We start from the raw sequence: 21,487 nt of genomic DNA, 5'->3' as shown, positions 1-21,487 counted from the left end.
CGGCAGATACCACCGGTCAAAAGAATATCGTGAGCCCCGTCATTGATACGATCAGGAACAGAACGGTCATGATCCCGCCTGACCGGACAAAATCCACAACCCGATAGCCGGCTGGGCCCATAATCAGCGCATTCACCTGATGGGTGGGGATCAGGAAAGAATTCGAGGTCGAAATCGCCACCGTCAGCGCAAAGATTGCAGGATCGCCCCCGCAGAAATCGCAATGGAAATTGCCAGCGGCACCAGCAGGACGGTCGCGCCAACATTCGACATCACAAGCGTAAAGATCGTCGCAAGGATCGCGACACCGGCTTGCAGCGCCCAGATCGGCCAGCCATCCAGCAGGGCGAGGATTTGCTCTGCGATCCATGCTGCGGTGCCTGTGTTCTGGACGGCCTGCCCCAGCGGGATCAGAGAGGCCAACAAAAATACGGTACTCCAGCCGACAGCATCATAGGCTTCATCTATGGACAGCACACGCGACAGGATCATGCCAACCGCCCCCGCCAGCAGAGCAAGTGACAACAAAAGGTCGGTAAACAAGATCAGGCCCAGCGTCATAAGAAAGAATCCAAGCGCCCAGTTTACCTTGTGCGGTCGCAGCTCTTCTTGCGGGAAATCGGATGTGACCACGACGAAATCCTGATCCGACTTCATCCGCGTTAACCGCTCCCATTGCACATGAACGACCAATGTATCGCCCGCTTGCAATTGAACTTCGCCAACATGGGTCGCGACATGGTCCTCGGTTTCAACATGGCTCAGCGTGTCTTCGCCACGGTGGATCGCCAGAATGGACAGACCATGGGTCTGGCGCAGGCGCAATTCGATAGGACATTTCCCGATAACGGTTGAGCCCGGCGGGATCACCACCTCGGCCACACCGGACTCTGTAGCGGCAAAATCATCAGAAAACACGTCCAAAGCGGGCAAAATTTCTAAACCATAAGGCTCTGCAAACTCGTCATGCAGCACGCGACGCAGGCCGAGTATTGCCAATCGTGCAGGCGCCTCAATTACGGTGTCTGCCATCGGCGCGATCACCTTGTGACCTCTGTAGGATGTCCCAAGAATATAGATATGGTGGGCGACCATGATATCCGCCAGCTTTTGACCGATGAGGATGGACCCTTCCGGCACACGCACCTCGAACATATCGGCGCGCAAACCATAGGTGTTTTCCACATAGGTCTGCATGGAGCGGGCTGCACCCGCATCTTCGCCGCGCCCCCGCCTGCCGGGCAGAATCCAGCGGCCCAACAGTACAAAGTAGAGCACACCCGTCAGCACCAGCATCACCCCAACAGGTGTCACCGAAAACAGGCCGAAGGTCTCCATTTGCTGATCAGCGGGCAAAGTGTTGTTCGCGGAAATCAGCAGGTCGTTCAGCAAAATCAGCGGCGATGATCCAACCATTGTGATTGTACCGCCAAGGATCGCACAAAACCCCATCGGCATGGCAAGACGGCTCATCGGAATTTCTGTTCGGGCAGATATCCGGCTGATGACGGGCAAAAACAGGGCTGCCGCGCCTACGTTTTGCATGAACGAACTGATCACGCCCACGGTGCCCGATACGATAGGGATAATCCGCGCCTCGGTCGTGCCGCCGCGTTTCAGGATCAAGGTCGCGACCTTGGACATCAGGCCGGTCTTGTCCAGCCCGGCCCCAATGATCATCACCGCAATGATCGAGATGACCGCGTTTGATGAAAAGCCAGAGAATAATTGCGCGCGATCCGCAAGGTTTCCCAAACCCGGCAAGGTGCTGAGCGCACCAAGGATGACCATCACAAGGATGGCGGCCAGATCAATGCGAATGATTTCAGAGACAAACAGAAATATCGTAAATGCCAGCAGCCCAAGGACCACCATCATCTCGAACGTCAGTACCGTCGCTTCCATCGTCTCTCCCTACTGCAAAGCTTAGCGAGGGTTTCGCAGGACGGATAGGTCCAATTGCGCCAAACTGGCAACAGGTTGCGGCTTTGCAAGACATTGACCAACAATCAAATTGCCGCTCCCTGCCCCCCTTTACGCCTGCATCTGCAAACCCTATATGTTTGCTCAGGAATAAGAGGCTGTCTGACCATGACCGACCAAAATGCCCAGCTAGAAGGTGCGCCGTTGATTGCGCCATCAACCACAGATCATCCGCTTTACGAGGATATCGTGGGCGCCTGTAAGTCTGTCTATGACCCTGAAATTCCAGTCAATATCTACGATCTTGGCCTGATCTACACGATTGATATCAAAGAAGATAACGCCGTCAGCGTGATTATGACCCTCACTGCCCCCGGCTGCCCTGTGGCAGGTGAAATGCCCGGTTGGGTCGCGGACGCGATTGAACCCCTGCCCGGTGTCAAACATGTCGATGTCGAAATGACGTTTGAGCCGCAGTGGGGCATGGACATGATGTCCGACGAAGCCCGCCTTGAACTTGGGTTTATGTAACCCCCTTCCGTTCAACACAGACCCTATTGCGACTTGCACTTGGCCCCCGCCCGCGCCAGCATAGCGGCAAACGCGAGGGACCAATGGCCAACTATGCCGTTCTAACAGGCGATATCGTCAAATCTTCTCAGCTGCCTGAGGGCGGGCTGGACCGGATTTTTGATAATCTTGCGCGCGCGGCCGAAATGATGGCTGTCTGGCAAGGTGCCCCTGCCTATTTGACACGCAACCGCGGTGATGGCTGGCAAATCGCTGTGTCGCCAAAATTTGCACTGCGCGCGGTGTTCGCCTGCCGTGCCGCCGTGCGCATGACCGACAGACGCTTTGATACCCGGATCGCCCTTGCCATCGGCGCAGGCACGATTCCCGGTGAGACATTGGCCGATGCGCATGGTCCTGTGTTCACGCAATCCGGCCAGGCGTTAGAGCAGATGCCGCGACGACGTGAGATGATCTTTGCGGGCAGCGCAGGCGCGCTTGCCGTGACCCTGCGGCTCGCAGAGGAAATCATCAAACGCTGGACCGAGGCACAGGCCGAAGTGGCCTTGTTGGCACTTGATCCTGCACAGCCGTCACAGTCCGCTTTGGCCACATCTTTGGATGTCACGAAACAAACCATCCAGCAGCATGTGGACGCGTCCGGCATTGATGCATTCGTCGACGCCTGTGAGGTCCTCGATGCATGATCGACAGCCATATATGGCTGTTTTGGTAAGAAACAGCCACATTCAACTGCCTCTACACATGACAGTTAAATACAACTGTCTTTCGGAAAGACAGCCACATTCGACTGTCATTCCGAAAGACAGCCGGAAAGGTCGGGTCTCTGCCGTGACCGACGGTCACCTACCGGCACAACGGTGCGCAATCTCATGCTGACGACCGCCCTCGCCCTGCTAGTCGCGCATCTGCTGGCGGACTATCCGCTGCAAAACAGCTGGATCATCGCCAACAAGAAAAAACCAACGGCCATGGCAGCGCACATCGGCGTGGTTTTCCTGCTCAGTTTGCTGGCCCTGCGGGGCGAGGTTCTACCCGCCCTCACCATTGCGGTGCTGCACTTGGGCATTGACCTGATCAAAACGCATCTGGCACCGGCGACACTCTGGGCCTACATCAGCGACCAGCTTGCACATTACGCCACAATCATGGGTGTTTTATGGTTCTGGCCCGCGCTGGGCATACTTTGGCCCGAAGCCACGTCTTTTGCACAGTATCTGCTCACGATCACTGCAGGATTGATCCTTTGTGTGCTTGCAGGCGGCCCGGCCATCGGTCTGTTGATGCAAGATTTTGCAATCGACATGCCAGATAGCCTACCAGAAGCGGGCAAATTGATCGGACAACTCGAACGGGCCGTTATCTTTCTCTTGGTTCTTGCAGGCTATCCTGCCGGTGTCGGTTTCCTGATTGCTGCAAAATCTATCCTGCGCTTCGACAAGGACCCCAAAGCCAGCGAATATGTCATCATCGGCACGCTGGCCTCTTTCGGATGGGCGTTGCTGGTCAGCTTTGCAACCCTTTCGCTGATCACTTTCTACGGCATGGACCCGACCCCGTCTTGAGTGGGGCCACCAACTGCCCTACATAAAGATCAAAGGAGCCCATCCATGTTCGGCATTCCAGGCAAACAAGCGGTCAGCATCACTGACAAAGCAGCGGCACAAATCGCAAAACTGATGGAAAAAGATGGCCATCAGGGGCTGCGCATTGGCGTCAAGAAAGGCGGCTGCGCGGGCATGGAATACACCATGGACTATGTAACCGAGGTTGATCCGCTCGACGAAGTCGTCGAACAAGACGGCGCGCGGGTCATGATTGCCCCGATGGCACAAATGTTCCTTTTCGGGACCGAAATTGACTACGAAGTCTCGCTGCTCGAATCCGGCTTCAAATTCCGCAATCCCAATGTGGTGGATGCCTGCGGCTGCGGTGAGTCGATCAAATTTGACGAAAACATCTCTGCCAGCTGATGGCCGTATCGGACGCGGATATCGCTTTCGCCACTGATCTTTTCTCTGACCTTGGGCAACTGACCAGCCGCAAGATGTTTGGCGGGATCTGCCTCTATCACGCAGGCACAGTCTTTGCGCTGGTCAGCAGCGAAGGGCGGATCTACGTCAAGACAACGCCAGACCTCGCCGCTGGATTGGCCGAAGAAGGGGCCGAGCAATTCCACAACATGCCCTACTGGTCCCTGCCCGAAAGCGCGCTGGACGACCCTGATACGGCTTGTCGCTGGGCGCGAAGATTCTTAGTGATCTAGTATAAGTACATTTCGGATGGCGCGCTGCGTGCGGACTTTCGAAAGTTGGCGCTTGGTGGGTACACTGTGGACAAAACAGTCGTTTTGCACAGAGATGGAAACGTCTGCTTTGTATCCACAGACATTCTAATCGGAGGAATCTGAGTACGGGGTCGTGAGGCGTACTCCATTTAATGTGTGAGTACAGCAAGCACAAAAAGGGCGCATCGTATCTTCTGTCAGTTGGCAGTCAACGACCGCCAGCAGGTTGTTCTCATCCACATACAACCCGCTAAAGTAAGTACTTTCGCCAACTCGAACGTAAGGTTTACCTTCCGAGAGTCTATCCGCAACTATCCAAGAAATAGGTTCTTCGCGATCCAATCTTGAAACGGCCTCGCTATGAACTTCGGGCCAATTTTTGCCAACTCGGGAAAGCAAAAACTTGAAGAGTGGAGTATAGTCAAAGCCGTGTCTTTGTCCCGAGTGCATCGATTTTTTCATCGAACCGTTTTTTGCCGATGCTTTCGTGTTCCTGTCCCACTTCGACTTTGCTCCCGACCCGTGGCGAACGCCATGAGTTCGGGTGTTCACGGAACGATAGAGTGGCTTCTTTTGGTTCTTCATTGCAAGAACATGCACCAATTCATCAATGACCTAAAAGCGCGTATGAAAATGGTGTGGCCGTCATCAAAGCTGCCATTCGGGCACTCCGCAGCATCATTCACCTTGGGCTCAAAGCAGACCCTCGCGCCCCGAAACATCAAGGTCGGCTTCTCAATATAAAAACCAAAACCAACGTCATCAGGCAACGACAGCCCCAGCCGGCCACATCTAACCCGCCTTCAAATGCACATAGGTTTCAGCAAATCGCGCTTCCAGGTGGCCTCGTGCGTTGATCACCTCTCCCGATCCCAACGGGGCCACGTTCGCATCGTAGTTTGGATTAAAGAACAGTGGTACCGATATCCGTTCAGCCTGCGTGCCGACCACCCGGTGCGAGGTCGCTTTGACACGACCGTTGGTCCACATCTCCAGCATTTCGCCGAAGTTGATAACGAACTCACCCGGCGGGGCTGACAGTGCGATCCAACCGCCGCCTCTTTTGCGGACCTCTAGCCCCGGTGATCCATCTGTCGCCAGCAATGTTAGACAGCCATAGTCGGTATGCGTTGCAATCCCAAAATCATTCTCGCCTGCCCATGCTGGGCGCTCTGGATAGTAGTTGCCACGCAAAAGCGCCATTGGTCGGTCAAATTGATCGCGGAAATAGCTGCCGTCATGGCCAACGGCATCCACAATCGCGCAAAGCAGATCGAGCGAAAATGCGGTGGCTTGCGTGTAATAGGCCTTCAAAGTCGCCGCGAAATCAGGCGGGCTGGCCGGCCACTGGTTTGGCGCATAGCAAGGCAAGACTGACAGAGGATCATCAGCGGCCAGCTCTAACCCGCAATCAAACACCTGTTTATAGTCAGGGTTTGCATTCGGATCTACACGCTCTGACCCCGGCGCGCCCCACCCCCGGTTCGATCCGGTCTTTGCCATATCAAAGGCCGCCTTTTGTTCGGCTGGCAAAGCAAAAAAGTCGCGATAGGCCGCAAGAACGCTTTCCGCCTGCGCAGGCGATATCGGCGTATTGTGGATCGTCATAAACCCCACCCCGGTCGCGGCTTCGGTAACCAAGGCCTTGGTGGTGGCATCACCAGCCAGTAAAGCGGTTGCATCAATGCGCGGTATCGTATGACTTGTCATTGTGTCTCTTTTCGTCTGTTCATGAAGTTGGTAGCAAGAGACACCTGCTGACAAAAGGACCTTGATATGCCGCGTAAGATTGCCGCTGGAAACTGGAAGATGAACGGGCTGCAAAGCACCCTGAGCGAGCTGCAAACGCTTGAAGATAAGCACGGCGATGCAGACATTGCGATCCTGATTTGCCCGCCCTTCACCTTAATCAGCGCCTGCGAGGACACCCCCTTTGATATCGGCGGGCAAGATTGCCATGTGGCTGAATCTGGTGCCCATACAGGTGACATCAGTGCCGAGATGTTGGCCGATGCCGGTGCCAGCTATGTGCTGGTCGGTCATTCTGAACGGCGCACGGACCACGGCGAAACCGACGCATTGGTCGCCGCCAAATCCCAAGCGGCCTATGACGCAGGCCTGATCGCGGTGATCTGCATTGGCGAGACATTGGAAGAACGCGAAAGCGGCAGCACGCTTGATGTCATCGACACCCAATTGGCAGGCTCTGTGCCCGCGAATGCCGATGCGCTGAACACCGTCATCGCGTATGAGCCCGTCTGGGCTATCGGCACCGGCAAAGTGCCAACAACCGAACAAATCGCAGAAGTCCACAGCCACATCCGCGCCCGCCTACAGGACCGTTTCAATGATGGCGCTGAATTCTCGCTGCTCTATGGCGGGTCTGTCAAAGGCAGCAACGCGGCTGACATCTTTGCCGTGCCGCATGTGGATGGGGCATTGGTCGGCGGGGCCAGCCTGACGGCTGAACAGTTCTCACCGATCATCACGGCCCTGGAAAAAGCCTAAAGTCAGCGTTCAGGCTGTTTCGATCACATCGCGCAGGGTTTTGACCGCGTTTTCTATATCTTTCATCACCGCATCCGCACCAACAAGGTCGTTGATGTCTGGATGATGCGCTAGGATATTGCCCGCTACGACAAGGTGCGCCAGCGGATGCGAGATGCGCAAAGCCAACACCAAACGGGTCAGCGGCTCGATCATACCGTCTGAATTGGCGACCAGCACAATGGCACGATAGCTGCGGCGATCCGACTGTTCGACCAACGTGTCATGGTCAAGTCCGACCATCATATCCACGTCCCAGCCTTCTCGGCGGAAGACATCGGTTGCAATCTCAATGCCCAGCGTATGGGTTTCGCCGGGGACAAGGGCGAACATCGCAGGGCATTCCTCGCGGTCATCTAAAATACCGGGCGCGATCACGTGGCGAAGGCCACGAATGATCCGGTAGAGCTTGCCACAGGCGAGCGTCACATCAATGAACGAAATTTCGTCTTTGTCCCACATCTCGCCCAAACGGCGGGCGGCACCGGCAACATAGCCAAGATAAATCGCCTCGAGCTGTACGCCATCACGACGCGCGGCCAGGATAAAGTTATCCGCCGCATCGTCCTTTTTGGACATCAAAGCCGCGCACAACAGATCGATATCTGTCTGCGTTGGCAGATCCTCTTTTTGGCGGTTCGTGGCATTCTAAACGCGAGACGCCTCACAACTTCGCGCGCAAGAGCCGACACGGCCACTTGCGGCAGCTCCTGATTTGCTAACCGGATTTGTCGATCAGCCTTTTTATATTCGAAGCGATCGAACGCTTCATCGTCCATTGGCGCATTCGCCATGAACGTCCCTCCCATGTTGGCGTGTGACTGCAGCGCATCGCCTTTTTGCCAGACGATTTGTGTATCCAACTGCATGCAGATTACCATAAAAGACGGTGAAGCTATGCGCGGCAGAACGTCGCGGCGCACGGTGGGGTTGCGGGGCCGGAAGGGTGCGGTCACTGATTGCTCCGCGCCAACATAATCACTGTCTTGCAAGCGATTGACCTGTCAGGCAAACCTTTGTTTATGCAAGAACTTAGCCAATCCCCCACGGATGCATCCTTTATCCAACACCCCTACGCATTCTACGACACAGCGCGCGCAGCCGGCGATTTCATCTGGTGGTCAGAATATGAAATGGCCTGCGCCGTCTCTCACAAGATGGTGCATGCCGTTCTGCGCGACAGGCGGATGGGCCGGGAATGCCCGCCGGAACTGGCACCAAAGATCCCCGACCATCTGCAACCCTTCTACAATGTCGAAGCACACTCCATGCTAGAACTGGAACCGCCCCGCCACACAAGGCTGCGCGCCTTGGTGCTGCGCGCGTTCACCAGCCGGACCATTGCGGCGTTAGAGGGCGATGTCCGCGCGCTCTGTCACAGCCTCGTTGATCGCTTCCCATCCGCACCATTCGATTTGCTGACGCACTATGCCCAACCCGTCCCTGTTGTGATCATCTCGCGCCTGTTGGGTGTCCCGGAAGAGCGCGCCGATGATCTGGTCCGCTGGTCAAACGCAATGGTCGCAATGTACCAGGCCCGCCGCACACCGCAGATCGAGGCAGACGCAATGACCGCGACCAGTGATTTCGTAGATTTCATGCGCAGCTACATCGCCAAGCGGCGCAAAACACCAACGGATGATCTGATCTCAACACTGATTGCAGCCGAAGAACACGGCGAAAAGCTAAGTGAGGACGAACTGATCACCACCTGCATTCTGTTGCTCAACGCCGGGCACGAGGCGACGGTGCATACCTTGGGCAACGGCACCAAGACCTTGCTGGACCACGGGATCACAGACATCACCGATGCGGCCGTGGAGGAAGTCATCCGTTTTGACCCGCCGCTACATATGTTCACGCGCTGGGTCTATGAGGATGTAACATTGGGCGATCACAGCTTCAAACGCGGTGATCAGATTGCCTGTCTTCTGGGCAGCGCCAATCGCGATCCTTTGGCCTACGACGCACCGAACACATTCGATCCGGCCCGCAAAGGTCCGCAAAACACCAGCTTTGGCGGCGGCATCCACTTCTGCGTCGGTGCACCGCTGGCGCGACTAGAACTGAAAATCGCGCTCGGCGTTCTTTTTGAACGATGCCCCGACCTGTCGTTGGTCGGGACACCGCGATATGGCGACGTTTACCATTTTCATGGGCTGGAACAGTTGATGGTCAGAACCTGACGACCTGTGCTGGGGTGATCCGGTACACCTCATCGGCAAGGTCATTGGTTTGCATGAACCGCGCAATCGACCCAAAGGTGGCTGTACCAACATTCGCACCATGATCGGCTGTCGTCAGCGCTTGTGATGCAGCAGGCGCAAAGAGCCGTTGCAGACCGTTCAGCGGCACCGACTGAGGGGCAAAATATGCAGCAATGTTGGCTTTGATCTGCTGCCTGTCCGATGTGTCATAAAGCGCGGCCATAAGGACATCCAACGTATGTTCCGTGCAATTCTGGAACTGTCCAGTCCGCGGATTGGCCAACACCGAATAGTTCGCGTTATGCAAAGCCGCATAGGTCGGGCTCGCGATCACATCAAGCAGTTTGCGCTGCAAACGCGCGCCGGGAATGATGATACCCGCATCAAGGCTATGGGCTCCGGCAAAAAAGTCACCGGGTGCATCTTGGACCAGATCACTGCGGGTCAGATCCCCCTCACGCTGATAGAGGTTATATACCCGGTATCCCTGCCCCGTGCTGCCGTCTGCCAGCGTGATTCGGGCGTAGACCCAGAACGCCACATGGGTGTAATTGATGCCACCGGGCAAAACGGACGGGTCGCGCCCAACACGTGAAACAATCGCGACATTCGCACCACGCGAGGCCAGATCACGCTGCACACGGTTGGCAAAACTGGCGACATCATCGGCGGGCAAAACAGGATTGCTGGCCGCGCTGCTGCCCGCAAAGGACGCGACAGGGCTCAGCGTGGACACGGCCAACAGGATGGCGGCTACAAAGCGTTTCATCATCCCCTCCTCAATTCAAACGCGGTGGGCCGTTTGGCACCACACAAGTTGAGGTTCGCTGGTTTGTTTGGATGCATTGGCGGGTCGGCGTCACGCCCAACCCCGCATCCAGAACCTCAACGCCTGCATCAACAGACGCGGTGCCAACACTTTCCAGCGCAGCGCCGGTGACAGACAATACAGCACCTGTGGCAACAACCGGCACAGCCGAAACCGTGGCAACACCTGAGGCGACAGCGCTAACCCCATGACTGGTTGCTTGCGCGCTGTGATCAACGGACTGGGCGGTATGTTGGACACTGGGGGCGGCACAGGCGGCGGTCAAAGCAAGCACCGATGCGCCGATGGCAATTCTAAAGGATGTCATTGTCGATTCTCCATATTTGAACATTGTTCATGTATTTATGGAGCGAAAATCAGCACGTCAAGAAAATTCTTGAACTTTGTTCACGAATGTACGGCTGTACGTACAGGATCTGTACACCTTCTGTACGGGCACTGTACGTCGCTCAGCGGTCTGTTCAAAGCGGCAGCGCTACCGTCGACTTGATCTCTTCCATCGACAAAAGTGCGGTCACATTGTGCACTTTTACCTCTGAAATCAGCGCCTGGTAAAACGTGTCATAGGCGCGCGCGTTCTGCACACGCACCTTCAGGATATAGTCAATGTCCCCTGCCAACCGGTGCGCCTCTTGCACCTCGGGCCGCACCTTCAGGGCTTTCAGGAACCGGCCCTGCCACTCTGCATCATGCTCTGACGTGCGGATCAGGACAAAGAAACAAGCCTCAAACCCTAGGGCCTCGGCATCCAGCAGCACCGTCTGCTGCCCAATGATCCCAGCCTCCCGCATCTTGCGAATGCGATTCCACACAGGCGTCTTTGACGACCCCACAGACTTGGCGATTTCGTCCAATGATTGCGCTGCATCCGCTTGCATTGCCGCCAAAATTTTCCGGTCTGTGGCGTCTATCCGTACCGACATTCTGTATTCTCCGATTTTGCAGGACAGGCGGTCCTAACTCAGGCTTTGGTGGAACAAATGTCCTTATCAATGCCCTTGGGGAGGTAAATATCAGAACGTTGTTCTATATTGAACCCAAGAAATCGTAAGGCAGACTCAATGAAGCACTTTCCAATCTTCCTCGCCGTTGAAGGCCGCCGCATTGTCCTATCGGGCGGTGGTGATGCTGCCATGGCCAAGCTGCGCCTTCTGATGAAGACCGAAGCGCATCTGACGGTCATCGCGGCTGAGATTGCTGACGACATCCGCAAATGGACCGATCAGGGCAAGCTGCGGATTGTTGAGCGCGCGATGGAACCCGGTGACGCGCTTTGCGCTGCCCTTTTCTATGCCGCGAACGAAGATGATGCGGAAGACGCCCGCGTGTCAGCCATCGCCCATGCCGAGGGCGCTTTGGTGAACATCGTCGATAACCTTGCCGACAGCCAATTCATCACACCCGCCATCGTGGACCGCGACCCAGTGACTGTTGCCATCGGCACCGAAGGGGCTGCCCCCGTTCTGGCCCGTGCCATCAAAGCCGACCTTGAAGAGCGTCTGCCAACGTCACTGGGCGTCCTCGCCCGTATCGGCAAAACCTTCCGCCATGCGGTTGATATTCTGCCCATGGGCCGCAAGCGCCGCGACTTCTGGACCGCGTTCTATTTCGGCACCGGCCCCAAGGCACTGGCCGACAATGGCGAAACTGGCGTGATCCCTGCGCTTGAAACCCTCCTCGACACCCATGTGATGACACAAGCCAAAGAAGGCTCTGTCGATCTGGTCGGCGCAGGCCCCGGCGACCCCGAACTGCTGACCCTGAAAGCCCGCAATGCGTTGGATAAGGCCGATGTTGTGATCCATGACCGTCTGGTCACTGGTGAAATCCTTGAACTGGCCCGCCGCGAAGCGATCATCATTGATGCGGGTAAAGAGGGTTTTGGTAAATCCATGGCTCAATCCGATATCGACGGGTTGATCGTGAGCCACGCGCTGGACGGTCACCATGTTGTGCGCCTGAAAGCAGGCGATCCAACGGTCTTTGGCCGCTTGGACGAAGAGATTGAGGCGATTGAAGCCCATGACATCCCCTACCGCATCATCCCCGGCATCACTGCCGCCTCTGCTGCTGTCGCCAATATCGGGCAAGGCCTGACAAAACGCGGCCGCAATTCTGCGGTGCGCCTGATTACGGGTCACGACACAAAAGGCTACGCCGATCACGACTGGAAAGCGCTGGCGCAACCCGGTGAGGTCGCTGCGATCTATATGGGCAAGAAATCCGCCCGCTTTATCCAAGGTCGTTTGCTGATGCATGGCGCTGATCCGGCGACACCTGTGACGATTATCGAAAACGTCAGCCGCGCCGATCAGCAGATCATTGCAACCACATTGGCCGAACTTGAACCCACGCTCACCCAAGCAGACCTCAAAGGTCCCGCCATCACCTTTTACGGCCTCGCCCCGCGCGATGCGGCCGCCAATGCCCGCCAACTCAAGGAGTTTGCATAATGCCCAAGGCTTTCTCTCCCAAAGTCGTCACCGCCAATGCGTTGCTGGAAGGCGACGCCGTTTGGCTGACCGAAGACAACAGATGGACCCGCGACATCCGCGAGGCCGAGTTACTGACCGATGAGGCCCATGCCGACCTGCGCCTTTTGGAAGCGCAGGCGCGGGCCGACGAGATCGCAGGTGCTTATCTGGCCGATGCCAAATCCGGTGCAGATGGCCCCGAACCCACCCATTTTCGCGAAGCGTTCCGCACACGCGGACCATCCAACTACCCCCACGGCAAGCAAGCGGAGCTTTCATAATGTATACCTACAATGATTTTGACGAAGCATTCGTCCGGTCCCGCGTTGCCCAATTCCGTGGACAAGTGGAACGCCGTATTGACGGCTCACTGACTGAGGATGAATTCAAGCCATTGCGCCTGATGAACGGCCTCTATCTGCAATTGCACGCCTATATGCTGCGGGTCGCGGTCCCTTACGGCACGCTGAACCCGGCACAGATGCGCCAGCTTGCCTATATCGCGGACCGTTGGGACAAAGGCTATGGCCACTTCACCACGCGCCAGAATATCCAGTACAACTGGCCAAAACTGCAAGACGTGCCTGATATGCTGGACGCGCTGGCAGATGTGGGCATGCACGCGATCCAGACATCCGGGAACACGATCCGTAACGTGACAGCCGACCATTTTGCCGGTGCTGCCGCGGATGAGATCGAAGACCCTCGCGCCATCGCAGAATTGCTGCGCCAGTGGTCCACCGACCATCCCGAATTCCAATTCTTGCCACGCAAGTTCAAGATCGCCGTGACAGGTGCGGAATACGACCGCGCCGTGACCAAAGCGCATGACATTGGCCTGCGCATGGTGCGCAATGACGCGGGCGAGCCCGGTTTCGAAGTCATCGTTGGCGGTGGCCTTGGCCGCACGCCTATGGTGGGTAAGGTGTTGCGGGCCTTCCTGCCAAAGGCGGATCTGCTGCCCTATTGCGAGGCGATTGTCAGCGTCTACAACCTGCTGGGCCGCCGCGATAACAAGTACAAGGCACGCATCAAAATCACCGTGCATGAGAACGGGTTGGAAAAAATCCAAGCGCTGGTGGAAGAGCGTTTCGCCGCGATCCGCGAAGGGTTTTCTGGCCACGATCAGGCTTTACTGGCTGAGATTGAAGCGGCTTTCGCGGCCCCAGCCTTCGTCACAAAATCCACCGATGGCTACGAGGCCGCACGCCTTGCCAACCCTGCTTTCCGGTCATGGACCGACACCAACCTTGCCGCCCATAAGGCGGACGGTTACGCCATCGTGTCCATCAGCATCAAGAAACATGGGGCCACGCCGGGCGATGCGACATCTGACCAAATGCGCGTCATGGCTGATCTGGCCGAAAAGTATGGCCATGGTGAGCTGCGCATCAGCCACGAACAGAACGTGATCCTGCCGCATGTGCACAAGGCCGACTTGGCAGCGGTCTATGCCGCGTTGCGCGAAGCTGATCTAGCGACAGCGAATATCGGCCTTGCGTCCGACATCATCGCCTGCCCCGGCATGGACTACTGTGCATTGGCGACCGCCCGTTCGATCCCTGTCGCACAGGAAATCGCGACGCGTTTTGATGAGCTGAAGATCGAACATGAGATCGGTCAGCTGAAGATCAAAATCTCTGGCTGCATCAACGCCTGCGGACACCACCATGTGGGTCACATCGGCATTCTGGGGCTCGACCGCGCAGGCGTCGAAAACTACCAGATCACGCTGGGCGGTGACGGCACCGAGACAACCACCATCGGCGAACGCGCAGGCCCCGGCTTTAGCGCCGAAGAAATTGTGCCTGCGATTGAACGTCTGGTCACAGGTTATCTGGGTCTGCGCAGCGATGCCGACGAAACCTTCCTGCAAACCTACCGCCGTCTGGGGATGGAGCCTTTCAAAGCCATCCTTTATCCAGCAGAGGACAAAGCCAATGCCGCTTAAGGAACTGGCCGAGCGCCGCAATATCCTGCACCGCAAATCTGACGCGCAAACCGTGCTGCGGCATGTGCTAAGCGATGTGCAGATCGGCAAAATGGCTTTGGTGTCCTCATTCGGGGCCGAAAGCGTGGTTCTGCTGCACATGGTGGCAGAAATCGACAAATCGACGCCGGTAATCTTTCTGGACACCGAAATGCTGTTCCCCGAAACGCTGACCTATCAGCGTGAGGTGGCGGCATTGCTGGGTCTGACAGATGTGCGCATCATCGGCCCCAACCGCGACGCGGTGCTCCGCGAAGATGTGGACGGGTTGCTGCATCAGGCAGACACCGACGCCTGCTGCGATCTGCGCAAGACACGGCCCTTGGCCGAAGCACTGGCAGATTTTGACGGCTGGATCACCGGGCGCAAGCAGTTTCAGGGCGGCAAACGCGCCGACCTGCCCTTGTTTGAAAAGGAAGGGCGCAAGATCAAGGTCAATCCGCTGAATACTTGGTCCGCACAGGACTTGCGCGATTACATGACAAAGCACGACCTACCGCGCCATCCGCTGGTCGCCAAAGGCTATCCTTCTGTCGGCTGCATGCCCTGCACCACCCGCGTGAGCGATCATGAAGATCAGCGTGCAGGCCGTTGGCGTGGAACGAAAAAACTGAATGCGGTATTCACTATGATGCGAATGGCGCGACACGAAAAGGACAAGCCGCATGAGCGTGATTGTAACAGATAACGGCTTTACCACTGATGACTTTGCCTGCGGCTTTGTCGCTTTGGATGAGGTGGCCGCGAATGATTGTGACTATGGCGTCGATCTGCCCTCTGACACAGCGCCCGAGGCGCTTGTCGGGCTGGATAATGCCGCGATGATCCGCATCGATTTCCCCTCCTCGGCTGATGGACGCGGCTTTACGCTGGCCGCCATGCTGCGCCGTGCTGGCTACAAAGGCCGCTTGCGCGCCAAGGGCCATGTGCTGGCTGACCAATATGCGATGGCACGCCGGTCCGGTTTTGACGAGGTCGAAATCGACGACAACCTTGCCGCGCGCCAGCCGGAAGCGCAGTGGTTATTCCGCGCCGATTGGCAAAATCACAACTATCAGGCACGCCTGCGCGGCTAAGCCCCTTTCCCTGATCCAAATCAATGACTAAACCGGAGGGCGGCCCTAACAGGGCTGCCATGACACATATGACTGAAGCGACACCCGTGAGCACAGATACAGCCAAAGCCGTCCCGACCCTGCCTGATGCGCAGACGGTGACAGAAGTAAAACACTACACCGATCGCTTGTTTTCGTTCCGTGTCACGCGGCCCGCGTCTTTGCGGTTCCGTTCGGGTGAATTCGTGATGATCGGTCTAATGGGCGACCCACACCCCGAAACAGGCAAGCAAAAACCGCTGTTGCGCGCTTATTCCATCGCCTCACCCTCTTGGGATGAGGAACTCGAGTTCTACTCGATCAAGGTGCAGGACGGCCCGCTGACGTCCAAACTGCAGCACATCCAACCGGGTGACGAGCTGATCTTGCGCCCCAAGCCTGTTGGCACTTTGGTCCATGACGCGCTGCTGCCCGGCAAACGGCTTTGGTTCTTTGCTACCGGCACCGGCTTTGCGCCATTTGCGTCCTTGCTGCGCGAGCCGCAAACCTATGAAGACTATGACGAAGTGATCATCACTCACACCTGCCGTGAAGTGGGTGAACTGACCTATGGGCGCGATTTGATCGAGGGCTTGAAGTCCGATGAGTTGCTGAACGAAGTGATCGGCGACGGATTTTGGAAAAAGATTAAATACTATCCGACAACGACACGCGAAGAGAGCCCAAAGATGGGCCGGATTACGGATCTGATGCGTTCAGGCGAGGCGTTCGTTGATCTGGGCGTGCCGCCCCTGTCGCCGGAAACAGACCGTGCAATGATCTGCGGCAACATGGCCTTTAACCTTGAGTTGAAGGACATGTTTGAAGAGTACGGGTTGGTCGAAGGCGCGAATTCGAAACCGATGCACTATGTCGTTGAAAAAGCCTTTCTCGACTAACGCGTCACGATCCTAAAATAAGAGGCCGCGTCACTTCTGACGCGGCCTTTTATTGTTTCTCGCGCGTGGCTCAGAGACCAAGCAAGTTCCTAATGTTCTGCAAAACTGGCTCAAGCAGCGCTGGGTTATCCTTTGCGAAGTTCAGCGCGTTGGACAATGTCGATTGCTGGTCTGCCGGAATGTCAGAACCGGCAAGCAGTTGCGACACCTTTTCAGCGTCAAACCCGTCAACAGTCAGCAGATCGCCAGCCATCGCCATCAGGTCTTCACCCGCTTCGGCAACCTCAGCAGTCGCTTCTTCAACAGCTTCTTGCGCCGCAGCAGTTGCTTCTTCCGCAGCGGCGGCAGCTTCTTCGGCGGCGGCTGTCGCTGCTGCTTCGGCCTCCGCTGCTGCGGCAGTGGCGGCTTCTTCAGCTTCTTGTGCAGCAGCTTCTGCCTCTGCGGCAGCAGTGGCAGCCGCTTCTTCTGCGGCCGCGGCAGCTTCTGCGGCAGCCTCTTCTGCGGCAGCAGCTTCTTCTGCGGCGGCTTCTTCTGCGGCCGCGGCAGCCTCTGCAGCGGCAGCCGCTTCAGCTTCCGCAACAGCAGCGGCCTGTTCAGCCTGCTGTGTTGCGCCTGTCAAAACACCAACTGCCTCACCCGGGCTGCGCCCCTGGGCCGCATATTGGTAACCAAAAAAACCAACGACCGCCAAAACAACGAGAATAATAATTGCACGCATGGGTCATATCCTTCCAAATCTTGCATATTTGGGCCCCCATCGGACCTTGAGCCGGGATATGTCAGATGGTTTATGAAAGGTGAAGGGCAAATACCGGGGAAAAATCGGCGGTAAACCGCATCTTTTGCGGGTTGAAGCTGCACCGTCGGGTGTTTAGTTTCACCATCACGAGTTTTGAACAATCAAAGGATAAAGACCATAGGACGCAGACCCCACAACGCCCCACCTCAACGTGACACCGGGCCCCGGATCAATGACCGCATTCGGTCTGATGAGATCCGCCTTATTGGTGCCGAAGGCGAAAACGTCGGTGTTGTTACACCGGCACGTGCGATGGAAATGGCCGACGATGCAGGCCTTGACTTGGTAGAAATTTCACCAAACGCGAACCCACCCGTCTGCAAGATCATGGACTATGGCAAGTTCAAATACGAGACTCAGAAGAAAGAAGCTGAGGCCCGTAAGAAACAAAAGATCATCGAAATCAAAGAAGTGAAGTTCCGCCCAAATACGGACAACCACGACTATGAAGTGAAGATGCGCAATGTGTTCAAGTTTTTGGACAACGGCGACAAGGTGAAAATCACCCTGCGCTTCCGGGGCCGCGAGATGGCGCACCAACAGCTGGGTCGTGAATTGCTTGAGCGTGTGGCCGAAGATACCAAAGAAGCCGGCAAGGTCGAAAACTTCCCCAAAATGGAAGGCCGTCAGATGGTCATGCTGATCGGGCCGATGCCGAAGTAACTCTTACCTTTGGACATAGCGCCAAAATGAAAAGCCCCCGCATTTGCGAGGGCTTTTTTGTTTAGGCCGCTGCGGTCACAGCCCTGCCAGTCATCACCTTAACGAGATGCGCGCGGTACGCCGATGACCCGTGCAGATCGGCAATCATACCGTCCGCAGAGACCGACAAACCATCAAGCGCCGCCGCTGAAAAATCAGCCGAGAGTGCCGCTTCTGCCTCGCTCCAGCGGAACACGCCATCCTCGGACGCCCCGGTGACCGCCACGCGGACTCCATCGCTGTATTTGGCGACAAACACACCCACCAGTGCAAAACGCGATGCGGGTTGGACGAACTTTTCGTAGTGCGATTTTTCCGGGACTGGGAATCGTACTTCGGTGATGACCTCCCCTTCATCGAGGGCGGTTTCAAACATTCCCTGAAAATAGTCATCCGCCGCAATCTCGCGCGCATTAGTGATGATCGTTGCACCAGAGCCCAGCGCTGCTGCAGGATAACACGCAGACGGATCGTTGTTTGCCAGCGATCCCCCGACAGTGCCGCGATTGCGTACAGCCGGATCACCGATATTCCCCGCCAACCCGGATAGGCCCGGAAATGATGAAGCGGTTTCCTTGGCCACAGTTGCATGGTTCGTCGCACCGCCCACGCAGACAGCACCATCATCACCGATGCACACACCCCGCATTTCGCCAATCCCGGACAAGCTGACCAAGGCCGAAGGCATCGCCAGCCGCTGTTTCAGCGTGGGGATCAACGTCTGCCCCCCGCCCAGCGCCTGCGCATCTTCGTCTTTCAGCGCTTTGACCGCATCCGCAATCGTAGAAGGCCGTTCAATTTCAAAAGCATACATGAGCGTTCTCCCTTATGCGTTGTTCATGGCAGCCCAGACGCGCGCGGGCGTCAAAGGCATGTCAATGTGAGTGACGTTCTTGCCGCCCGATTGCAGGGCGTCGATCACAGCATTCACGACAGTCGGCGGCGATCCAATCGCACCCCCTTCGCCGCAGCCTTTGGCACCAAGCGGGTTATGTGTGCAAGGTGTCCCGTCTGAGTGATCCACGGCAATAAACGGCAGATCATCCGCACGCGGCATCACGTAGTCCATATAGCTGGCCGACAGCAGCTGACCGTTCTCATCGTAGGTGGTGTTTTCCAACAGCGCCTGTCCAATCCCTTGAACCACGCCACCATGCACCTGACCGCCGACAATCATCGGGTTCATCACGTTGCCAAAGTCATCACATGCCGTGAATGCCTCTACCGTAACCTTGCCCGTTTCAGGATCGACTTCGACCTCGCAGGCGTAAGCGCCGGACGGGTAGGTAAAGTTCGCCGGATCATAGAAGGCGGTTTCTTCTAACCCCGGTTCAATATCCTCAAGCGGATAGTCATGCGGGATATAGGCCTTGAGCGCGACCTCGCCAAAGCCCACCGATTTATCGGTGCCTTTGACGGTGAATTGCCCATCCGTGAAGTCCAGATCATCGGCCGAGGCTTCCAGCATATGTGCTGCGATCTTCTTTGCCTTGGCGATAATCTTCTCAGTCGCCCGCACAACAGCAGAGCCGCAAACCGCTAGGCTGCGCGATCCATAGGTGCCCATGCCAAACGGAATCTTGGACGTGTCCCCATGCACGATATCAACCGCCTGCGGATCAATCCCCAGCATATCCGCCACGATCTGGGGGAACACGGTTTCGTGCCCCTGCCCGTGGCTATGTGCACCCACCATGACACTGAGGTTGCCGGTTGCGTTCACACGCACAGTGGCCGCATCATACAGGCCCACACGGCTGCCCAGCACACCAACGAGGTTTGATGGCGCAATGCCACATGCCTCGACATAAGCGTTGATGCCCAAACCGCGCAGTTTGCCCTTGGCTTCGCTGGCCTTACGGCGATCATCGAACGCCTTGCGGTCGACCATCGCCTCCATCTTGTCCATGAGTGCGTCGTAGTTGCCGCTGTCATATTCCAGCCCCGCCGCACTGGCGAAAGGATACTGATCCGGCTTGATGAAGTTCTTGCGGCGTATCTCGACCGGGTCCATGCCCAATTCGCGGGCCGCCATGTCGATGACACGCTCAATGGAATAGGTCGCCTCTGGCCGCCCAGCGCCGCGGTAGGCGTCAACCGGTGCGGTATTGGTGAACACCGCCTTTAGGTTCACATAGACATTGGGCACCGTGTAGTTGCCCGCCATCAGCGTGCCGTGCAGGAAGGTCGGTGTCGCGGTCGAGAAGTTCGACAGATAGGCACCGACATTGGCGAGCGTTTCAGTACGGAAGGCAATGAATGTGCCGTCCGTCTCGCAGGCCAGTTCGATCTTGGTGACATGATCACGGCCATGCGCATCACTGAGGAACGACTCAGACCGGTCTGCGACCCATTTCACTGGGCGTCCAACCTTCTTGGATGCGGCCAGCACCAGCGCCTCTTCACCATAGTGATAGATCTTCGATCCAAAGCCGCCGCCCACATCGGGCGCAATCACGGTCAGCTTGTTCTCGGGAATGCCCATCACAAAGGCTGAAATCAGCAGTCGGGTCAAATGCGGGTTCTGTGAGGTAGTTTGTAGCGTATAGCTGTCACCTGCCGCATCATAGGTCCCGATAGAGGCACGCGGCTCCATCGCGTTTGGCACCAAACGGTTGTTGACCAACTCCAGTGTCGTGACATGTGGCGCGTTCTTGATCGCCTCGTCTGTCGCCGCGCGGTTGTCTTCGATCCACCCCCAGTCAAAACACTGATTGGTTTCGATCTCATCATGTACATAAGCATCACCTGCGAGGGCCGCAGCCATATCAACGATTGCGGGCAGTTCCTCGATATCAGCGATGATTTCCTCGGCAGCGTCGCGCGCCTGCTGTTCTGTCTCGGCAATCACGGCAGCATAGGCGTCACCAACGTGGCGTACCTTGCCATGCGCCAAGACCGGGCGCTTGGGTTCCTTCATCGGTTCGCCATCACGGCTGTTGATCAACCAACCGGCGGGGTTGCCACCAACATCGGCAAAGTCCTCGCCGGTAAAGATCGCGAGCACGCCGGGCATCTCTGCGGCGGCACTGGTATCAACTGACTTGATCACACCATTTGCCACTGTCGAGCGCACGAAAATTGCTGCACATTGGCCAAACGCGTTGATGTCTGCGGTATACTTTCCCTTACCAGTCAAAAAGCGCACGTCCTCGCGGCGCGTTGTGCTGGCGCCTATTCCACCATCTTTTGGCATGTTATTCTC

General features: G+C 56.8%; 22 protein-coding genes and 2 pseudogenes. 14 read left to right on the top strand and 10 right to left on the bottom strand.

Annotated elements, in window-relative coordinates; all coding sequences use genetic code 11:
* Positions 1 to 16 precede the first annotated feature (16 nt).
* Positions 17 to 1,905: pseudogene (locus ACZ1G5_RS16640) on the bottom strand (SLC13 family permease).
* Between the two features lie 186 nt (positions 1,906 to 2,091).
* Here ACZ1G5_RS16640 and ACZ1G5_RS16635 point away from each other — a divergent pair.
* The 5 genes from ACZ1G5_RS16635 to ACZ1G5_RS16615 all read left to right on the top strand — a co-directional run bounded on the left by ACZ1G5_RS16635 (position 2,092) and on the right by ACZ1G5_RS16615 (position 4,720).
* Complete coding sequence (locus tag ACZ1G5_RS16635) at positions 2,092 to 2,454, top strand: SUF system Fe-S cluster assembly protein (RefSeq protein ID WP_472733905.1); 363 nt, start codon at positions 2,092 to 2,094, stop codon at positions 2,452 to 2,454.
* 26 nt (positions 2,455 to 2,480) lie between these two features.
* Positions 2,481 to 3,140, top strand: a complete 660-nt coding sequence (locus tag ACZ1G5_RS16630) for a hypothetical protein (protein ID WP_472733904.1) — start codon at positions 2,481 to 2,483, stop codon at positions 3,138 to 3,140.
* A gap of 186 nt (positions 3,141 to 3,326) precedes the next feature.
* The gene (locus ACZ1G5_RS16625) at positions 3,327 to 4,019 is read left to right on the top strand and encodes a DUF3307 domain-containing protein (RefSeq protein ID WP_472733903.1); all 693 of its coding nucleotides are present in this window, start codon (positions 3,327 to 3,329) and stop codon (positions 4,017 to 4,019) included.
* 45 nt (positions 4,020 to 4,064) lie between these two features.
* On the top strand, positions 4,065 to 4,427 hold the full coding sequence (locus ACZ1G5_RS16620; protein ID WP_472733902.1) for a HesB/IscA family protein: 363 nt from the start codon (positions 4,065 to 4,067) through the stop codon (positions 4,425 to 4,427).
* Entirely contained in the window at positions 4,427 to 4,720 is a 294-nt protein-coding gene (locus ACZ1G5_RS16615) for a TfoX/Sxy family protein (RefSeq protein ID WP_472733901.1), read from the top strand. Before ACZ1G5_RS16620 ends, ACZ1G5_RS16615 begins: the two co-directional genes overlap by 1 nt.
* 813 nt (positions 4,721 to 5,533) lie before the next feature.
* On the opposite strand, the gene ACZ1G5_RS16610 is transcribed toward ACZ1G5_RS16615, so the two are convergent.
* A complete protein-coding gene (locus ACZ1G5_RS16610) occupies positions 5,534 to 6,451 on the bottom strand; it encodes an isopenicillin N synthase family dioxygenase (RefSeq protein ID WP_472733900.1) in 918 nt (305 codons plus the stop codon).
* A 66-nt stretch (positions 6,452 to 6,517) separates the two neighbouring features.
* Between ACZ1G5_RS16610 and tpiA the strand changes: the two genes are divergently transcribed.
* The gene (gene tpiA, locus ACZ1G5_RS16605; RefSeq protein ID WP_472733899.1) at positions 6,518 to 7,249 is read left to right on the top strand and encodes a triose-phosphate isomerase; all 732 of its coding nucleotides are present in this window, start codon (positions 6,518 to 6,520) and stop codon (positions 7,247 to 7,249) included.
* Between the two features lie 9 nt (positions 7,250 to 7,258).
* Here tpiA and ACZ1G5_RS16600 read toward each other — a convergent pair whose 3' ends face one another.
* Both ACZ1G5_RS16600 and ACZ1G5_RS16595 read right to left on the bottom strand, forming a co-directional pair.
* A complete protein-coding gene (locus ACZ1G5_RS16600) occupies positions 7,259 to 7,867 on the bottom strand; it encodes a cobalamin B12-binding domain-containing protein (RefSeq protein ID WP_472733898.1) in 609 nt (202 codons plus the stop codon).
* The gene (locus ACZ1G5_RS16595) at positions 7,867 to 8,280 is read right to left on the bottom strand and encodes a hypothetical protein (protein WP_472733897.1); all 414 of its coding nucleotides are present in this window, start codon (positions 8,278 to 8,280) and stop codon (positions 7,867 to 7,869) included. Before ACZ1G5_RS16595 ends, ACZ1G5_RS16600 begins: the two co-directional genes overlap by 1 nt.
* A gap of 30 nt (positions 8,281 to 8,310) precedes the next feature.
* Between ACZ1G5_RS16595 and ACZ1G5_RS16590 the strand changes: the two genes are divergently transcribed.
* Positions 8,311 to 9,474 carry a cytochrome P450 gene (locus ACZ1G5_RS16590; protein WP_472733896.1) on the top strand — a complete coding sequence of 388 codons (1,164 nt, stop codon included), beginning with the start codon at positions 8,311 to 8,313 and terminating at the stop codon, positions 9,472 to 9,474.
* Here ACZ1G5_RS16590 and ACZ1G5_RS16585 read toward each other — a convergent pair.
* The 3 genes from ACZ1G5_RS16585 to ACZ1G5_RS16575 form a co-directional block, all read right to left on the bottom strand.
* Positions 9,464 to 10,264 (bottom strand): DUF2145 domain-containing protein, encoded by an 801-nt coding sequence (locus ACZ1G5_RS16585; RefSeq protein WP_472733895.1) that lies wholly within the window; start codon positions 10,262 to 10,264, stop codon positions 9,464 to 9,466. The two genes, ACZ1G5_RS16590 and ACZ1G5_RS16585, sit on opposite strands and share 11 nt — an antisense overlap.
* A 10-nt stretch (positions 10,265 to 10,274) precedes the next feature.
* The gene (locus ACZ1G5_RS16580) at positions 10,275 to 10,631 is read right to left on the bottom strand and encodes a hypothetical protein (RefSeq protein WP_472733894.1); all 357 of its coding nucleotides are present in this window, start codon (positions 10,629 to 10,631) and stop codon (positions 10,275 to 10,277) included.
* A gap of 154 nt (positions 10,632 to 10,785) precedes the next feature.
* Complete coding sequence (locus ACZ1G5_RS16575) at positions 10,786 to 11,247, bottom strand: Lrp/AsnC family transcriptional regulator (RefSeq protein ID WP_472733893.1); 462 nt, start codon at positions 11,245 to 11,247, stop codon at positions 10,786 to 10,788.
* A gap of 138 nt (positions 11,248 to 11,385) precedes the next feature.
* Here ACZ1G5_RS16575 and cysG point away from each other — a divergent pair, with 138 nt between their 5' ends.
* The 6 genes and pseudogenes from cysG (at position 11,386) to ACZ1G5_RS16545 (ending at position 16,781) form a co-directional block, all read left to right on the top strand.
* Positions 11,386 to 12,777 carry a siroheme synthase CysG gene (gene cysG / locus ACZ1G5_RS16570; RefSeq protein ID WP_472733892.1) on the top strand — a complete coding sequence of 464 codons (1,392 nt, stop codon included), beginning with the start codon at positions 11,386 to 11,388 and terminating at the stop codon, positions 12,775 to 12,777.
* Positions 12,777 to 13,079 carry a DUF2849 domain-containing protein gene (locus ACZ1G5_RS16565; RefSeq protein WP_472733891.1) on the top strand — a complete coding sequence of 101 codons (303 nt, stop codon included), beginning with the start codon at positions 12,777 to 12,779 and terminating at the stop codon, positions 13,077 to 13,079. The genes cysG and ACZ1G5_RS16565 overlap by 1 nt, the downstream gene beginning before the upstream one ends.
* Entirely contained in the window at positions 13,079 to 14,749 is a 1,671-nt protein-coding gene (locus ACZ1G5_RS16560; RefSeq protein ID WP_472733890.1) for a nitrite/sulfite reductase, read from the top strand. Before ACZ1G5_RS16565 ends, ACZ1G5_RS16560 begins: the two co-directional genes overlap by 1 nt.
* Positions 14,739 to 15,457 (top strand): annotated as a pseudogene (locus ACZ1G5_RS16555) (phosphoadenylyl-sulfate reductase). The gene ACZ1G5_RS16560 and the pseudogene ACZ1G5_RS16555 overlap by 11 nt, the downstream one beginning before the upstream one ends.
* A complete protein-coding gene (locus tag ACZ1G5_RS16550) occupies positions 15,454 to 15,864 on the top strand; it encodes a DUF934 domain-containing protein (protein ID WP_472733889.1) in 411 nt (136 codons plus the stop codon). The pseudogene ACZ1G5_RS16555 and the gene ACZ1G5_RS16550 overlap by 4 nt, the downstream one beginning before the upstream one ends.
* 59 nt (positions 15,865 to 15,923) lie before the next feature.
* Complete coding sequence (locus ACZ1G5_RS16545; protein WP_472733888.1) at positions 15,924 to 16,781, top strand: ferredoxin--NADP reductase; 858 nt, start codon at positions 15,924 to 15,926, stop codon at positions 16,779 to 16,781.
* A gap of 70 nt (positions 16,782 to 16,851) precedes the next feature.
* Here the strand turns inward: ACZ1G5_RS16545 and ACZ1G5_RS16540 are convergent, their stop codons facing one another.
* Positions 16,852 to 17,499, bottom strand: coding sequence for a hypothetical protein (locus ACZ1G5_RS16540; RefSeq protein WP_472733887.1), 648 nt, complete (start codon positions 17,497 to 17,499; stop codon positions 16,852 to 16,854).
* Positions 17,500 to 17,673: 174 nt separating this feature from the next.
* Here ACZ1G5_RS16540 and infC point away from each other — a divergent pair, with 174 nt between their 5' ends.
* Entirely contained in the window at positions 17,674 to 18,243 is a 570-nt protein-coding gene (gene infC, locus ACZ1G5_RS16535; RefSeq protein WP_472733886.1) for a translation initiation factor IF-3, read from the top strand.
* A 61-nt stretch (positions 18,244 to 18,304) separates the two neighbouring features.
* Here infC and ACZ1G5_RS16530 read toward each other — a convergent pair whose 3' ends face one another.
* Positions 18,305 to 19,096: an FAD binding domain-containing protein gene (locus ACZ1G5_RS16530; RefSeq protein ID WP_472733885.1), complete on the bottom strand. Its 792-nt coding sequence runs from the start codon at positions 19,094 to 19,096 to the stop codon at positions 18,305 to 18,307.
* A 12-nt stretch (positions 19,097 to 19,108) separates the two neighbouring features.
* On the bottom strand, positions 19,109 to 21,478 hold the full coding sequence (locus ACZ1G5_RS16525; protein ID WP_472733884.1) for a xanthine dehydrogenase family protein molybdopterin-binding subunit: 2,370 nt from the start codon (positions 21,476 to 21,478) through the stop codon (positions 19,109 to 19,111).
* Positions 21,479 to 21,487: the final 9 nt, after the last annotated feature.

Source organism: Yoonia sp. JB2-21 (assembly GCF_055693545.1).
The sequence above is the reverse complement of the archived record's forward strand: the minus strand, read 5'-3'. Positions and strand labels throughout refer to the sequence as shown.